Origin of the sequence: Mycolicibacterium sp. lyk4-40-TYG-92, from assembly GCF_030209435.1 — a bacterium.
In the GTDB taxonomy this organism is placed as follows: Bacteria; Actinomycetota; Actinomycetes; order Mycobacteriales; family Mycobacteriaceae; genus Mycobacterium.
Genome location: NZ_JARVRX010000005.1, coordinates 16,224 through 30,935 on the forward strand (window position 1 = coordinate 16,224; position 14,712 = coordinate 30,935).

A 14,712-nucleotide genomic window follows, 5' to 3' on the forward strand; every position below is an offset into this window, starting at 1 on the left:
GTTTTCTGCTCTTCGCGCAAGCGGCTCATCGCCGCGCGTTTCGTTCCAGCAGCCACACCAGCATGGCTTTCTGGGCATGCAGGCGATTCTCGGCCTCGTCGAACACCGCGCTCTGCGGGCCGTCGATCACCTCGTCGGTGATCTCGTCCCCGCGGTGCGCCGGCAGGCAGTGCAGCACGACGGCATCGTCTGCCGCCCGGCGCAGCAGCGCGGTGTTGACCTGGAACGGACGGAACGGCCGCACGCGGTCCAGGCCGTCGTTCTCCTGGCCCATCGAGGTCCAGGTGTCGGTGACGAGGACGTCGGCGCCGTCGGCCGCGGCCTGTGGGTCGGTGGTGACGGTGACGGTCGCGCCGGTCTCGGCCGCGCGCTTCTTGGCGGCCTCGACGAACTGCGGGTCGGGCTCGAACCCCTTCGGCGCGGCGATGGTTACGTTGATGCCTGCCGTCACACCGCCGACCATCAGCGAGTGCGCCATGTTGTTGGCGCCGTCGCCGAGGTAGGACATGTTGAGCCCGGCGAGCTTGCCCTTGCGCTCGGCGATGGTCTGCAGATCGGCCAGCACCTGGCAGGGGTGGAACTCGTCGGACAGGGCGTTGACGATCGGGACGGTCGCGCCCGAGGCCATGGCCGTCAGGCGCTCCTGCGCGAAAGTGCGCCAGACGATGCCGTCGACGTAGCGCGACAGCACGGCACCGGTGTCCTCGAGGGTCTCCTCGCGGCCCAGCTGCGTGCTGCGACCGTCGACGACGACGGCATGCCCACCGAGTTGGGCGATGCCCATCTCGAACGAGAAGCGGGTACGGGTCGAGTTCTTCTCGAAGATGACGGCGATGCCCCGCGGTCCCTCGAGCGGCCGACGGCTGAACGGCGCCTTCTTGAGTTCGGCGGCCAGCGCCAGGACCTCGGCCTGCTCCTCGGGGGTCAGGTCGTCGTCACGGAGGAAATGGCGGATCACTGGGACTCCCCTGCTGCGGTGTCGAGAACGGTGGGTAGAGCGGTCAGGAACGCGTCGATCTGGGCATCGGTGATGACCAGCGGCGGCGCGAGCCGCACGACGTCGGCGGCCGCGGCGTTGACGAGGAAGCCCGCGTCGCGTGCGGCGTTTTCGACGGCCTTGGCGTGCGGTTTGGTCAGGACGACGCCGAGCAGCAGGCCACGGCCGCGGACGTGATCGACCAGCGGGTGACCCAACTCCTCGATGCCGTGCGCCAGCGTCTTGCCCGCGGCGTCGGCGCGATGAACCAGATCGTCGTCGGCCAGGGTCTTGACGACCGCCAGGCCCGCGGCCGTGCACACCGGGTTACCGCCGAAGGTGCTGCCGTGCATGCCCGGCTGCAGCAGGTCAGCGGCGGCGCCGATGGCGATGCAGGCGCCGATGGGCAGGCCGCCGCCGAGGCCCTTGGCCAGCGTGATGACGTCGGGCGTGATGCCGTCGTGCTGGTGCGCGTAGAAGGCGCCGGTCCGGCCGATGCCGGTCTGGACCTCGTCGAGCACCAGCAGCGCACCATGTTTCGTGGTGAGCTCGCGGGCTTTGGCCAGGTAACCGGCCGGCGGGGTGACGACGCCGCCCTCGCCCATGATCGGCTCGAGGAACACCGCGGCGGTCTCGTCGGTGACGGCGGCTTCGAGCGCGTCGGCGTCGCCGTAAGGCACGTGCGTGACGTCGCCGGGCAGCGGCAGGAACGGCTCCTGCTTGCCGGGCTGGCCGGTCAGCGCCAGTGATCCCATGGTGCGGCCATGGAAGGCGCCTTGGGCCGCAACGATTTTGGTGCGTCCGGTGAGCCTCGTGATTTTGAACGCGGCTTCGTTGGCCTCGGCGCCCGAGTTGCAGAAGAACACCCGGGCCGGGGCACCGACCTGAGCCACCAGAGCTTCGGCCAGCGCGATACCCGGTTCGGTGGCGTACAGATTCGAGGTGTGGCCCAACGTGTTCAGCTGGGTGGTGACGGCCTCGATCACCGCCGGGTGCCGGTGGCCCAGCACGTTGACCGCGATGCCGGCCAGGAAGTCGACGTAGCTCTTGCCGTCGGCGTCGGTGACGACGGCACCGTCGCCGCTGACCAGCGCGACGGGCGGCGTGCCGTAGTTGTTGGTCATCACTGCCTGCCAACGGGCTTGCATTGCTTCGGTTTCCTTCATGCGGGTGACACAACCTTGGTTCCGGTGCCCTCGTCGGTGAACAGCTCGACGAGGACACAGTGTTCGACCCGGCCGTCGATGACGTGCGCGCTCGGGACACCGTTCTCCACGGCCCGCAGGCACGCCTCGATCTTGGGCACCATGCCGGATTCGAGCCTCGGCAACAGCTGCGCCAGTGCGGCCGTGTCGATTTCGGTGACCAGCGAGTTACGGTCCGGCCAGTCGGTGTACAGGCCTTCGACGTCGGTGAGCATCAGCAGCTTCTCGGCGCCGAGAGCCTCGGCCACTGCGGCCGCGGCGGTGTCGGCGTTGATGTTGTGCACCACGCCGTCGGCGTCGGGAGCGATGGTGGACACCACCGGAATCCGGCCCGCGTCGATGAGGTCCAGGATGGCCTCGGCGTTGACGTGCTCGACGTCGCCGACCAGTCCGATGTCGGTGAGCACGCCGTCGACCGTCACGCTGCGCCGCACGGCGGTGAACAGCTGCGCATCCTCACCGGTGATGCCGACGGCGTACGGGCCGTGGGCGTTGATCAGCCCGACCAGTTCGCGACCGACCTGACCGAACAACACCATGCGCGCGACGTCGAGGACCTCGGGGGTGGTGACCCGGAAGCCGCCCTTGAAATCACCTTGGATACCGAGGCGTTTGAGCATCGCGCTGATCTGCGGACCGCCGCCGTGCACGACGACGGGCTGGATACCGCAGTTGCGCAGGAACGCCATGTCGGCGGCGAAGGCCGCCTTGAGGGTGTCGTCGGTCATGGCGTTGCCGCCGTACTTGACCACGACGATCTTGCCGTGCAGCTGCTTGAGCCACGGCAACGCCTCGGCGAGGACCGCGGCCTTGGTGGTGGTGGAGAGCTCGTTGGTGCTCATGAGCTGTACGCCGAGTTCTCTTCGACGTAGGCATGCGACAGGTCGGTGGTCCGGATCGTCGCCTCGTGCTCGCCGAGCTGCAGGTCGACGACGACCTCGATGTCGGCGCCCGACAGGTCGACGTCGCGGGCACCGGGCGCACCCGCGCCGTCGATGCACACCGCAGAACCGTTGAAGGACACGCTGATCCGGTCGGCCACGAGTTCGATCGGCGCGATGCCGATCGCGGCCAGCACCCGGCCCCAGTTGGGGTCGGACCCGAACAGCGCCGTCTTCACGAGGCTGTCGCGCGCCAGGGCCCGGGCACCCACGAGGGCGTCGTCCTCACTGGCCGCGCCCTTGACGGTGATCGCGATGCGCTTGGTGACACCTTCGGCGTCGGACTGCAGCTGGGCGCACAGGTCGTCACAGACGGTGAAGATGGCCTCGTCCAATTCGCTTTGGCTGGGCCGGATTTCGCTGGCGCCCGATGACAGCAGCAGCACCGTGTCATTGGTGGAGCAGCTGCCGTCGATGTCGAGCCGGTCGAAGGTCTTCCCGGCGGCGTTCTTGAGCGCGAGTTGGAGGGCCTCGGCGTCGGCGACGGCGTCGGTGGTGATGACCACCAACATGGTCGCCAGCGACGGCGCCATCATGCCGGCGCCCTTGGCCATGGCACCGACAGTCCACTTGCCCGGGTGGTGCAGCGCAACCTGTTTCGGCACCGTGTCGGTGGTCATGATGGCCCGCGCGGCCTCCTCACCGCCCGACAGGCCACCGGCCATCTCGTGCACGATCTCCGTGACGCCGGCGAGCACCTTGTCCATCGGGAGCCGGTCCCCGATCAGCCCCGTCGAGCACACCGCCACCTCGATGGCCCCGGTTTCGGTGCCCCAGTCACTCAAGGCGGCGGCGACGGCCTCGGCGGTCTGGTGGGTGTCCTGGAAACCGCCCGGACCGGTACAGGCATTGGCGCCACCGGAGTTCAGGATCACGGTCCGCAACCGGCCGCTCTTGAGTACCTGCTCGCTCCACTGCACCGGAGCGGCACGCACCTTGTTGCGGGTGAAGACCCCGGCGGCCGACAGGTCGGGCCCCTCGTTGAACACCAGCGCCAGGTCCGGCTTCCCGGAAGCCTTTATACCGGCGGCGATTCCGGCGGCCCGGAAGCCTTCCGGCGCGGTGACGCCCTGGTTGCGATGCAGGGACGGGGTGTCGGTCACGGTGCTACTCCCACGGTGGATAGTCCTTCGGTTTCCGGCCAGCCGAGCGCGATGTTCATGGACTGTACTGCCGCGCCGCCGGTGCCCTTGGTCAGGTTGTCGATGGCGCACAGCGCGACAAGGGTCTTCGCGTCCTCGTCGACCGCGACGGCGATCTGCGCGGCGTTGCTGCCGACGACCGAACCGGTCTTGGGCAGCTGCCCTTCCGGCAGCAGATAGATGAACGGCTCACTGGCGTAGGCCTTTTCGTATGCGGCCCGGATTTCCTCGACGGACGCCGTGGTGCGCGCCGTGCAGGTCGCGAGGATGCCGCGCGACGTCGGGATCAGCACGGGGGTGAACGACACCGTCACGTCCTTGTCGGTGACGGCCCGCAGCCCCTGCGCGATCTCCGGGGTGTGCCGGTGCGCGCCACCGACGTTGTAGGCCCGGGCCGAGCCGATGACCTCGGCGGCCGACAGGTCGACCTTGCCCGACTTGCCGGCGCCCGAGGTGCCGCTGACCGCCACGACGGTGACATTGGGCTCGACGAGCCCGGCGGCGACGGCCGGCACCAGGGCCAGCAGCGCCGAGGTCGGGTAACAGCCCGGAACCGCAATGCGTTTGGTGCCGACGAGCTTGTCCCGGCCGCCGGGCAGTTCGGGCAGCCCGTAGGGCCAGCTGCCGGCGTGCTCGGAGCCGTAGAACTTCTCCCACGCGGCGGCATCGGTGAGCCGGAAGTCGGCGCCGCAGTCGACGATCAGAGTGTCGGGGCCGAGTTGCTGCGCCAGGGCGGCCGAATGTCCGTGGGGCAGCCCCAGAAACACGACGTCGTGTCCGGCGAGGACGTCGACCTCGGTGGGTTGCAGCACCTGCTGCGCGATCGGCAGCAGGTGCGGGTGGTGGTCACCGACCGTGGTGCCGGCGTTACCGGCGGCAGTCAGCGCACCGATGGTGAGGCGGCCGTCGGCGTAGGCCGGGTGGCCCAGCAGAAGCCGCAAGATCTCGCCGCCGGCATACCCACTGGCGCCGGCCACCGCCACAGAAGTCATGCAACCGATTCTGCATGGTTATGCATCAACTTGCAAACCAATTAACTCGAGGTATCGCGGGTCGACTGCACGGGTTACAAATTGCGGCCGCTCAACGCCGCCGAGCGGCCGCAAAATGCACACCAATTGCGGCGTGTCGGGGTACAAACACGGCCGCTCGCGGTGATGGCTCCAGTTACCGGCGGTGCTCGGCGGCGAGGCGCTCGGCGGCCAGGGCCACCGCGGCATCGCGCCCGGCACTGGCCTCGTCCTCGGTGAGCGTCCGGTCGGGCGCCCGGAACCGCAGGGCCAGGGTCAGCGACTTGCGACCCTCCCCGATCTGCGGACCGGTGTAGACGTCGAACAACCGCGCGTCCTCGAGCAGGTCGCCGGCACCCTCGCGGACGACGTCGACAACCGCCGCGGCAGCCACATCGTCGGCGACGATCAGGCTGACGTCCTGGAACACCGCCGGATACGGCGACACCGACGGCACAATGGCACGCTCGATGACCGGGATGGCGTCCAGGTTCAGCTCGACGGCGCAGGTGCCCTTCGGCAGGCCCGTGCGCTCGATGACGGCCGGGTGCAGCTGGCCGGCGTAGCCGACCGCGGTGTCACCCACCACCACCTCGGCGCAGCGGCCCGGATGCCACGGCAGTTCCTGAGCCGCACGCAGCGTCAGCTCGACGCCGCAGGCCCGGGCGATGATCTGCACGGTCTCCAGTGCGTCCGTGGCCTCGACGGGCCGACCCGGACCCCACGGGCCGGCCGGCTCGCGCAGGCCGGTGAGCACCGCGGCGACATGCAACGGCTGGTACGGCAGCGCCTGGTCGATCTCGGCCAGCTCGGCGTCGGTCGGACGCCGGTCGACCGGGATGGCCGCCACGGCCTTCGTGTGCGGCGTCGCCTGCACCACCTGCTCGATACCGAACAGCGCGACGTCGGCCGCACCACGAGACACGTTGCGCACCAACGCCTCCAGCAGGCCCGGCAGCAGCGTGGTGGCCAGCGCGGGCCGGTCGGCCTCGAGCGGGTTGAGCACCGAGATGGTGGCGCGGCGCGGGTCGTCGGCCGGCAGGTCCCACGCGTCCAGCACGCCCGCAGGCAGGAACGGCGTCGGCAGCACCTCGACGAAGCCATTGAGGGCCAACGACTTCCCGATGGCGCGACGGCGCTGCTGCGCCGCCGTCAGGCCGCGGCCGGCAGGTGCCTGCGGCAGCACCGACGGGATGGCATCGAGCCCTTCGAGCCGCAGCACTTCCTCGACCAGATCGGCGGGCTGCTTCATATCGGGCCGCCAGCTCGGCGGCACCACCGTGGCGGTCGCACCGGACACCGTGACATCCGCGCCGATCTGCGTGAGGCGGCGGGCCGTGGTGCCGTCCGGGTAACTGACGCCGGCGATCCGGTCGGGCAGGTCGACGGCGATGGTCACCGGCGGCTGCGACCAGTCCGCGGTGCGCTCGGCACGCCAGTCGGTCAGAGTGGGTTCGACTGCGCCACCGGCGATTTCGGCCAGCAGCGCGGCACAGCGGTCCAGCGCGGCGCGAGAGATCGCGGGGTCGACAGACCGTTCGTACCGGCGGCTGGCCTCGCTGACCAGGTGCAGGCGCCGCTGGGTGCGCGACACCGCGGCGGGGTCCCAGACCGCGGCTTCCAGCAGCACATCGGTGGTGGTGTCGCGGACTTCGGTGGTACCGGCGCCCATCACGCCACCGATGGCCGCGGTGGCCACGTCGTCGACGATCAGCACGTCCCCCGGATCCAGTTTGCGTTCCACATCATCGAGGGTGACGACGGTCTCCCCCGGGTTGGCGAAGCGCACGTCGAAGCCGCCGGTGATCAGCTTGCGATCGTGGGCGTGCATCGGGTGGCCGAGCTCGAGCATCACGTAGTTGGTGACGTCGACGGCCGGCGAGATGGCGCGGATGCCGGACAGCAGCAGGCGCCGCTGCAACCACCACGGCGACACCGCCGTCGGGTCGATGCCCACGACCGGCCGCAGCCCGAAACGCTGCACACCGGTGCCCGGCTGGACCGTCAGCGGCCAGGCCTCGCCCTCGGCGGGCAGGGCCGGCACGTCGGCGGGGTCGACGAAATCCAGGTCGAAGGCGCACGCGATCTCGCGCGCCATACCGCGGATGGAGAGGCAGTAGCCGCGGTCCGGGGTGATGGCCAGGTCGAACACCACGTCATCCAGGCCCAGCACGTCGGCGCCCGACGCACCGGGCTCGGCGGTACCCGGCGGCAGCACGATGATGCCGGAATGGTCGGAGCCGAAGTTCAATTCGGCCGCCGAGCAGATCATGCCGTCGGACACCCGGCCGTAGGTCTTGCGGGTCGCGATCTTGAACTCACCGGGCAGCACGGTGCCGGGCAGGGCCGCGACAACGAGGTCGCCGACGGCGAAGTTCCGTGCCCCGCAGACGATGTCGCGCGGCAGCCCGTCGACGTTGTGTTCGCCGACGTCGACCTTGCAGGCCCGGATGGGCTTCTTGAACTCGGTCAGTTCCTCGATCTCGACGACGCGGCCGACAGTCAGCGGGCCGGTGACCGGCCCGGCGGCGATGACGTCCTCGACCTCGTGACCGATCCGGATGAAGGCTGCTTCCAGCTCTTCCGGCGACACGTCCCAACCGGGAGCACCGGCCTGCACGACTTCCCGCAGCCAGCTGTAGGGAATACGCATCAGGCACCCACCCCGAACGGCAGGGAGAAGCGCACGTCGCCCTCCACCATGTCGCGCATGTCGGGAATTCCGTTGCGGAACTGCAGGGTTCGCTCCAATCCCATGCCGAAGGCAAATCCGGAGTATTCGTCGGGGTCGATGCCGCAGGCCCGCAACACGTTCGGGTTGACCATGCCGCAGCCGCCCCACTCCACCCAGCCGGGGCCGCCCTTCTTGTCGGGGAACCAGACGTCGACCTCGGCCGACGGCTCGGTGAACGGGAAGAAGTGCGGCCGGAACCGGGTGCGGCCCTCGGGGCCGAACTGGGCGCGCGCCAGCGCATCCAGGGTGCCCCGCAGGTTGGCCATGGTCAGGCCCTTGTCGACAGCAAGTCCCTCGACCTGGTGGAACACCGGGGTGTGGGTGGCGTCGAGTTCGTCGGTGCGGAAGGTGCGGCCGATCGACACGATGTAGACGGGCAGTTCGCGCTCCAGCAGGGCGCGGATCTGCACCGGCGACGTGTGCGTGCGCAACACCTGGCGGGAACCGTCGGGGGCGACGTGGAACGTGTCCTGCTCGCTGCGCGCGGGATGGTCCGGTGGGAAGTTCAGTGCGTCGAAGTTGAACTGTTCGGTCTCGACTTCGGGACCCTCGGCCAGTTCCCAGCCCATCGCCACGAAGGTGTCCGCGACGTTCTCGGCCAGGATCGTGATCGGATGCCGGGCACCGATGGGCTGCCGTGTCGTCGGCAACGTCACGTCGATGCGCTCGGCCACCAGCGCGGCAGCATCACGCTCGGCACGCAGGACCACGATGCGGTCGTCATACGCCTGCTGCGCGGCGCTGCGGGCGACGTTGACGCGCTTGCCGGCGTCGGCCCGGTCTTCCTTGGCCAGGGTGCCCAGTGCCTGACGGGCCAGCGCGATGGGCGCCTTGTCCCCCAGGTGCTCCGTCTTGGCGCGAGCCAGCGCGTCGAGGTCAGCGGCCTGGTCGAAGGCGAGACGGGCGGCCTCGACCGCCGCGGTCAGTGCTGCTTCCGATAGTTCTTCACCCTGCTCAGCCACCCGGAGATCATAGCGACGAGCGCCGCGCCCACCGCACTCGCAGGGACCCGGCAGACCCTAGGCTTCGACGAGCTCCCCGTCATCGGGTTCGGTTCCGGCGTCCTTGCGCTGTCTGATCCAGTACATCGACAGGTCCTCGGGCACGCCCGAGGTCTTGGCCGCGAACAGCTGCTTGCGCACCTTCTTGGGCGTCACACCGAGGGCGTCGAGGTACTGCTGGTCGATCCGGTCAAGGGTCGCCTGAGAGATGATCAGCCCGCCCTTGGTGGCCCGCTCCATCACCCGCGCCGCGATGTTGACATCGACGCCGAGCAGGTCCGACCCGATGCGCTGCGGGTGTCCGGTGTGGATGCCGGCGCGCATCTTGGGGTGATACCCGTCGATCTCGACTTCTTTGAGCGCATCCAGTGCCCGGATGACCGAGCGCAGCGCGGTGACCGGATTGCTGAACACAGCCATGGACCCGTCGCCCATGCGTTTGACGATGTGACCGCCCGATTCCAGCAACGGTGGCTCGAAGACCTGGGCCACGCGGCGGAGCAGCCGCAGCGTGGTCTCGTCTCCGACGCTCAGCGACCACTTGGAAAAGCCGACGAGATCGGTGAAGACGACGGTCACCTCGGGGTTCGCGGGCCGGCCCGAGACCCGCTCGGTCAGGGCCTGCCACACCTGCAGGCCGGCGAGACTGACCTCGTGGGACGCCCCGCCGCGTGGCAACAGCCGATCGGCGGCACGGGCCGCGGCGCTGGGCCCACCGACGCCGGCGACCGACAACGGGTCACCGAAGTCCGGGTCCCCCGGCAGTGCACGGCGCGCCCGTCGGATGAATCCGATGACAGCCGGACTGTGATTGGTGTTCTGCAACCACCCCAACGGTCCACTTGATCCTGGCGCAGCGTGTGAGGCTGGGCCGATCTCTCCGACACCGTCGGATCGTTCTTCGAACGATTCGACTTCCACGACGCCACCCTAGGTGGCCGTCCGCGGCACCGGCAACGATCGCCGCCGGAGCGTCGGGGTTGGTGCGCCTCACACCGTCCAGGCCAGGCAGAAAGTGGCTGGTCACCGAGTTGTGGCGGGCTGATAGCTGCTCCGTAACAGTCGCTGCGACACCGGCGGCAAATCGTGGACAACATGCGTTGTCACGATTATCGTGGCGACACAGAACCCTCGGTATCAACGTTGAGCGAGGCACCATGAGCCCACGAACGACACCCGCCGCCGAACCGCTCGGTCCCGATTCGCTGACCTGGAAGTACTTCGGCGACCTGCGCACCGGCATCCTCGGCGTGTGGATCGGCGCGATCCAGAACATGTATCCCGAACTGGGTGCCGGTGTGGAGGACCACTCGATCCTGCTGCGGGAGCCCTTGCAGCGGGTCGCGCGGTCGGTGTACCCGATCATGGGAGTGGTCTACGACGGCGACCGCGCCGCCGACACCGGCGCCCAGATCCGCGGCTATCACGAGACGATCAAGGGCGTCGACCACGACGGCCGCCGCTACCACGCGCTGAATCCCGAGACGTTCTACTGGGCGCACGCGACGTTCTTCATGCTGATCCTCAAGACCGCCGAGTACTTCTGCGGCGGGTTGACCGAGGCCGAGAAGCGCCAGTTGTTCGACGAGCACGTGCAGTGGTACCGGATGTACGGCATGAGCATGCGGCCGGTCCCGCAGACCTGGGAGGACTTCCAAACCTATTGGGAACACAAGTGTTCCGAAGAACTGGAGATCAACCGGGCCACGCTCGACATCTTCACCATCCGCATCCCCAAGCCGTGGTTCGTGCTGATGCCCACGCCGGTGTGGGACCAGATGTTCAAGCCGTTCGTCGGGGCGCAGCGCTGGGTCGCGGCCGGGGTGTTCGACCCCGCCGTCCGGGAGCGGGCCGGCATGCGCTGGACCCCCGGCGACGAGGTGGTGCTGCGCCTGCTGGGTAAGGCCGTCGAACTGGCCTTCCTCGCTATTCCCGACGAAATCCGTTTGCACCCAAGGGCATTGGCAGCCTACCGCCGCGCTGCCGGGCTGGTGCCGGCCGACGCCCCGCTGGTCGAGGCGCCGGGATTCATGGCCCCGCCGAAAGACCGATGGGGCCTGCCGATGCATTATGTGCCACGTCACAGATCGTTGATGGAACGCGCCGGGTCACTGGTGCACACCACGTTCTCGTTGGCCGGTTTGCGTCCCGCGCGGAACCGCTCAATGACCGGAAAGGCTGCCTGAATACATGCTTGATTGGTCCGACGTCGATATTGCCGTGCGCGACGCCGTTCGCGAGTTCGTGGACAAGGAAATCCGCCCGCACCTCGACGAACTCGAGGGCGGCGACATGGAGCCCTACCCGATCATCCGAAAGCTGTTCGCCACCTTCGGAATCGACGTGATGGCGCGGGAAGCGCTGGAGCGGCGGCTGTCTCGGCTGCGTTCCGGCGAAGCCGCGGACGGCAAGCCCCGGGCATCCGGTGGGATGTTCGGCGGCGGACCGGACCAGGCCGGCATGGGCATGGTGCTGATCAGCGAATTGTGCCGCGTCAGTTCGGGTCTGGTGACGGGCGTGGGCGTCAGCCTGGGCCTGACGGTGCCGACCATCCAGAGCCGCGGCACCCTGGCCCAGCAGGAGCGCTGGCTGCCCGGCCTGGTGACGTACGAGAAGATCGGCGCGTGGGCCATCACCGAACCCGACTCGGGCTCGGACGCGTTCGGCGGCATGAAGTCCTACGTCGTGCGTGACGGTGATGACTACATCCTCAACGGCCAGAAGACCTTCATCACCAACGGGCCCGACGCCGACGTCGTCGTCGTATACGCCAAGCTGGACGAGGGCGACGGGGCCGACAAGCGCGACCGCAAGGTGCTCACGTTCGTGCTCGACCGCGGCATGGAGGGCTTCGTCCAGTCGAAGCCGTTCCGCAAGATGGGCATTCACTCGTCGCGCACCGGCGAGCTGTTCTTCAACAACGTCCGACTGGGCCGGGACCGGCTGCTCGGCGAGACCGAGGAGAACAAGGCCGGCGACGGCCGCGACAGCGCCCGGTCGAGCTTCTCGGCCGAACGCATCGGCGTCGTGTCGATGTCGCTGGGCATCATCGAGGAATGCCTGCGGCTGTGTATCGACTACGCCAAGACCCGCACGTTGTGGGGCAAGGAGATCGGGCAGTTCCAGCTGATCCAGCTCAAGCTGGCCAGCATGGAGGTGGCGCGGATGAACGTGCGCAACATGCTGTTCCGCGTCATCGAGTCCGGCCAGGCCGGACGCCAGATTCCGCTGGCCGAGGCGTCTGCCATGAAGTGGTACTGCTCGCAGGCCGCCACCGATGTCGCGATGGACGCCATCCAGTTGTTCGGTGGCAACGGCTACATGACCGAGTACCGCGTCGAGCAGCTGGCCCGCGACGCCAAGTCGCTGATGATCTACGCCGGCAGCAACGAGGTCCAGATCACGCACGTCGCCAAGGGGCTGCTGGCCTGAAGCCGGATCAGGTGTGCGCCCGGGAGCTCTCGTACAGGCAGATCGACGCTGCGGCTGCCACGTTGAGGCTCTCGGCGCTCCCCCGCATCGGGATGTGCACCCGCTGCGATGCCAGCGACATGACCTCGTCGGGCAGGCCGTGCGCCTCGGGCCCGAACAGCCACGCGGTACGCGCCGACAGATCGGCGGCGCGGATGTCGACGGAGGCGTCCAACGCAGTCGCGAGCACCTCGATGCCGCTGTCGCGGATTGCCGAAACCACCGCGGCCGCATCGGGATCCACCACCACCGGCAACGAGAAGATGCTGCCCGCCGAGGACCGCAGGCATTTGCCGTTGTAGGGATCCACGCTGTGGCCGGCGAACACGACGGCGTCGGCGCCCATGGCGTCGGCGATGCGGATCAGGGTGCCGGCGTTGCCGGGCTCCGACATGCCGACCGGCACTGCCAGGAGCCGTGGCTCTGCGGCCAGCACGTCCTCGAGCGACACCGAGGGCAGCGTGCACACCGCGATGAGTCCGACGGGAGTCACGGTCTCCGACAACGTCTTTGCGGCCTTCTCGGTGATCACCGAGACCGGGGCGCCGCCGAGCAGTGCGCCGAAACGGTCCAGCGCGGCTTCGGTCGCAAAGACCTCAGAAACAAGACCGCGCCGGAGCGCCGCCTCGACGAGGTTGGGTCCCTCGGCAAGGAAGCGCCCGGCGCGTTTGCGCCCGACGTGGCGCTGCAGCTTGGCCGCAGCGACCACCCGGGCAGATCGCTCGGTGAGCGCTGAGTCTGTAGTCAGACTCAGGCAGCTTCGTCAGACGGAGCGTTGACGTCGGCGGGCAGAGCGGCCTTGGCCACCTCGACCAGCGCGGTGAACGCGGCGGGATCGCTGATCGCGATCTCCGACAGGTTCTTGCGGTCGACCTCGACGCCGGCCAGCTTCAGGCCCTGGATCAGGCGGTTGTAGGTGACGCCGTTCTCGCGAGCGGCGGCGTTGATACGCGTGATCCACAGCTTCCGGAAGTCACCCTTGCGGGCGCGACGGTCGCGGTAGGCGTAGGTCAACGAATGGAGCTGCTGCTCCTTGGCCTTGCGGTAGAGCCGCGAGCGCTGCCCGCGGTAGCCCTTCGAGGCCTTCAGTACTGTGCGCCGCTTCTTCTGAGCGTTCAGTGCGCGCTTCACGCGTGCCATGAGAGTGTTCCTATCGTTCGTTCGGGTAGCGGGCGGTACTAGCCGGCCAGCATCTTGGCGACACGCGCGGTGTCGTTGGCAGCAACCACGGCGCGGCCGTCGAGACGACGGGTGCGCTTGGTGGCCTTGTGCTCCATCAAGTGGCGACGGTTGGCCTTCTGGCGCACGATCTTGCCGGTTCCGGTCTTGCGGAACCGCTTCGATGCGCCACTGTGGGTCTTGGCCTTGGGCATGTGTCCTCAGTTTCTTTCCATGCGGTCGCCCGCGGCGGCTGGAGGCCGCTGCGAGCAATCGCGACTGCTGTTTACGCGGTTGCGTCAGATTCAGGTGCCGCGGGGGCCGGCCGTCCAGCCGGCGCGTCGGCGTCGTGCGCCGCCTTGGCGCGAGTCTTCGCGCCGCGGTGCGGAGCCAGCACCATCGTCATGTTGCGTCCGTCCTGCTTGGCGGACGTCTCGATGAAGCCGTATTCGGCGACGTCGGCGCCCAGCCGCTGCAGGAGTCGGTAGCCCAGTTCGGGCCGCGACTGCTCACGTCCGCGGAACATGATGGTCACCTTGACCTTCGACCCTGCTTCGAGGAAGCGGACGACGTGACCCTTCTTGGTCTCGTAGTCGTGGTCGTCGATCTTGGGACGCAGCTTCTGTTCCTTGACGACGGTCTGCTGCTGGTTCTTGCGAGACTCACGTGCTTTCTGAGCCGTCTCGTACTTGAACTTGCCGTAGTCCATGATCTTGCAGACCGGCGGCTTTGCGCCTGGCGCAACTTCGACAAGGTCGAGATCGGCGTCCTGGGCGACGCGGAGGGCATCTTCGATGCGCACGATCCCTACCTGCTCGCCGTTCGGTCCGATCAACCGAACTTCAGGTACTCGAATGCGCTCGTTGACGCGTGTCTCAGTGCTGATGGGGCCTCCCGGGTTGTTCCATTACTTGTTCAGTAGAGGTCACACCCGGCTCAGGCATCTGTTCGCATGAACAGAAAAGCCCTGCATATAGCAGGGCCCAATGCCGACCGATCACGGCTCACGCCGCCTGCGAACATCGCAGAACAGGCACAATGTGCCTGTGACCGGACCGCCAAGCCGTGAGGCCG

14 protein-coding genes are annotated in these 14,712 nt (G+C 68.4%); 2 read left to right on the plus strand and 12 right to left on the minus strand.

Features of this window, described 5'->3' with window-relative positions; genetic code table 11:
• Positions 1 to 25: 25 nt before the first annotated feature.
• The 8 genes from argF to QRN63_RS10885 all read right to left on the minus strand — a co-directional run bounded on the left by argF (position 26) and on the right by QRN63_RS10885 (position 9,930).
• The gene (gene argF, locus QRN63_RS10850; protein WP_267317808.1) at positions 26 to 958 is read right to left on the minus strand and encodes an ornithine carbamoyltransferase; all 933 of its coding nucleotides are present in this window, start codon (positions 956 to 958) and stop codon (positions 26 to 28) included.
• On the minus strand, positions 955 to 2,142 hold the full coding sequence (locus QRN63_RS10855; protein WP_267317809.1) for an acetylornithine transaminase: 1,188 nt from the start codon (positions 2,140 to 2,142) through the stop codon (positions 955 to 957). Before QRN63_RS10855 ends, argF begins: the two co-directional genes overlap by 4 nt.
• Positions 2,139 to 3,023 carry an acetylglutamate kinase gene (gene argB, locus QRN63_RS10860; RefSeq protein WP_285030773.1) on the minus strand — a complete coding sequence of 295 codons (885 nt, stop codon included), beginning with the start codon at positions 3,021 to 3,023 and terminating at the stop codon, positions 2,139 to 2,141. The genes QRN63_RS10855 and argB overlap by 4 nt, the downstream gene beginning before the upstream one ends.
• A complete protein-coding gene (gene argJ, locus QRN63_RS10865) occupies positions 3,020 to 4,225 on the minus strand; it encodes a bifunctional glutamate N-acetyltransferase/amino-acid acetyltransferase ArgJ (RefSeq protein WP_285030774.1) in 1,206 nt (401 codons plus the stop codon). The genes argB and argJ overlap by 4 nt, the downstream gene beginning before the upstream one ends.
• Positions 4,222 to 5,256, minus strand: coding sequence for an N-acetyl-gamma-glutamyl-phosphate reductase (argC, locus tag QRN63_RS10870; protein ID WP_285030775.1), 1,035 nt, complete (start codon positions 5,254 to 5,256; stop codon positions 4,222 to 4,224). The genes argJ and argC overlap by 4 nt, the downstream gene beginning before the upstream one ends.
• Before the next feature lie 175 nt (positions 5,257 to 5,431).
• The gene (gene pheT / locus QRN63_RS10875) at positions 5,432 to 7,927 is read right to left on the minus strand and encodes a phenylalanine--tRNA ligase subunit beta (RefSeq protein WP_285030776.1); all 2,496 of its coding nucleotides are present in this window, start codon (positions 7,925 to 7,927) and stop codon (positions 5,432 to 5,434) included.
• On the minus strand, positions 7,927 to 8,970 hold the full coding sequence (gene pheS / locus QRN63_RS10880; protein ID WP_285030777.1) for a phenylalanine--tRNA ligase subunit alpha: 1,044 nt from the start codon (positions 8,968 to 8,970) through the stop codon (positions 7,927 to 7,929). Before pheS ends, pheT begins: the two co-directional genes overlap by 1 nt.
• 57 nt (positions 8,971 to 9,027) lie before the next feature.
• Positions 9,028 to 9,930, minus strand: coding sequence for an adenylate/guanylate cyclase domain-containing protein (locus QRN63_RS10885; protein WP_502888110.1), 903 nt, complete (start codon positions 9,928 to 9,930; stop codon positions 9,028 to 9,030).
• 236 nt (positions 9,931 to 10,166) lie between these two features.
• Here QRN63_RS10885 and QRN63_RS10890 point away from each other — a divergent pair, with 236 nt between their 5' ends.
• Together QRN63_RS10890 and QRN63_RS10895 are read left to right on the plus strand one after the other, a co-directional pair.
• The gene (locus QRN63_RS10890; protein WP_285030778.1) at positions 10,167 to 11,195 is read left to right on the plus strand and encodes an oxygenase MpaB family protein; all 1,029 of its coding nucleotides are present in this window, start codon (positions 10,167 to 10,169) and stop codon (positions 11,193 to 11,195) included.
• Positions 11,196 to 11,199: 4 nt separating this feature from the next.
• Positions 11,200 to 12,441, plus strand: a complete 1,242-nt coding sequence (locus QRN63_RS10895; protein ID WP_267317816.1) for an acyl-CoA dehydrogenase family protein — start codon at positions 11,200 to 11,202, stop codon at positions 12,439 to 12,441.
• A gap of 7 nt (positions 12,442 to 12,448) precedes the next feature.
• Here QRN63_RS10895 and QRN63_RS10900 read toward each other — a convergent pair whose 3' ends face one another.
• The 4 genes from QRN63_RS10900 to infC all read right to left on the minus strand — a co-directional run bounded on the left by QRN63_RS10900 (position 12,449) and on the right by infC (position 14,524).
• The gene (locus QRN63_RS10900; protein ID WP_285030779.1) at positions 12,449 to 13,189 is read right to left on the minus strand and encodes a TrmH family RNA methyltransferase; all 741 of its coding nucleotides are present in this window, start codon (positions 13,187 to 13,189) and stop codon (positions 12,449 to 12,451) included.
• Positions 13,190 to 13,230: 41 nt separating this feature from the next.
• The gene (rplT, locus tag QRN63_RS10905; RefSeq protein ID WP_267317818.1) at positions 13,231 to 13,620 is read right to left on the minus strand and encodes a 50S ribosomal protein L20; all 390 of its coding nucleotides are present in this window, start codon (positions 13,618 to 13,620) and stop codon (positions 13,231 to 13,233) included.
• 38 nt (positions 13,621 to 13,658) lie between these two features.
• Positions 13,659 to 13,853 (minus strand): 50S ribosomal protein L35, encoded by a 195-nt coding sequence (gene rpmI / locus QRN63_RS10910; protein WP_020103309.1) that lies wholly within the window; start codon positions 13,851 to 13,853, stop codon positions 13,659 to 13,661.
• A gap of 71 nt (positions 13,854 to 13,924) precedes the next feature.
• A complete protein-coding gene (gene infC, locus QRN63_RS10915) occupies positions 13,925 to 14,524 on the minus strand; it encodes a translation initiation factor IF-3 (protein WP_082762265.1) in 600 nt (199 codons plus the stop codon).
• Positions 14,525 to 14,712: the final 188 nt, after the last annotated feature.

Excerpts from the sequence above, each read along its gene's own strand:
- QRN63_RS10855 (WP_267317809.1), bottom strand. The coding sequence starts at position 2,142 with ATGAAGGAAACCGAAGCAATGCAAGCCCGTTGGCAGGCAGTGATGACC.
- argB (WP_285030773.1), bottom strand. The coding sequence starts at position 3,023 with ATGAGCACCAACGAGCTCTCCACCACCACCAAGGCCGCGGTCCTCGCC.
- argC (WP_285030775.1), bottom strand. The coding sequence starts at position 5,256 with ATGACTTCTGTGGCGGTGGCCGGCGCCAGTGGGTATGCCGGCGGCGAG.
- pheT (WP_285030776.1), bottom strand. The coding sequence starts at position 7,927 with ATGCGTATTCCCTACAGCTGGCTGCGGGAAGTCGTGCAGGCCGGTGCT.
- QRN63_RS10890 (WP_285030778.1), top strand. The coding sequence starts at position 10,167 with ATGAGCCCACGAACGACACCCGCCGCCGAACCGCTCGGTCCCGATTCG.
- QRN63_RS10895 (WP_267317816.1), top strand. The coding sequence starts at position 11,200 with ATGCTTGATTGGTCCGACGTCGATATTGCCGTGCGCGACGCCGTTCGC.
- rplT (WP_267317818.1), bottom strand. The coding sequence starts at position 13,620 with ATGGCACGCGTGAAGCGCGCACTGAACGCTCAGAAGAAGCGGCGCACA.
- rpmI (WP_020103309.1), bottom strand. The coding sequence starts at position 13,853 with ATGCCCAAGGCCAAGACCCACAGTGGCGCATCGAAGCGGTTCCGCAAG.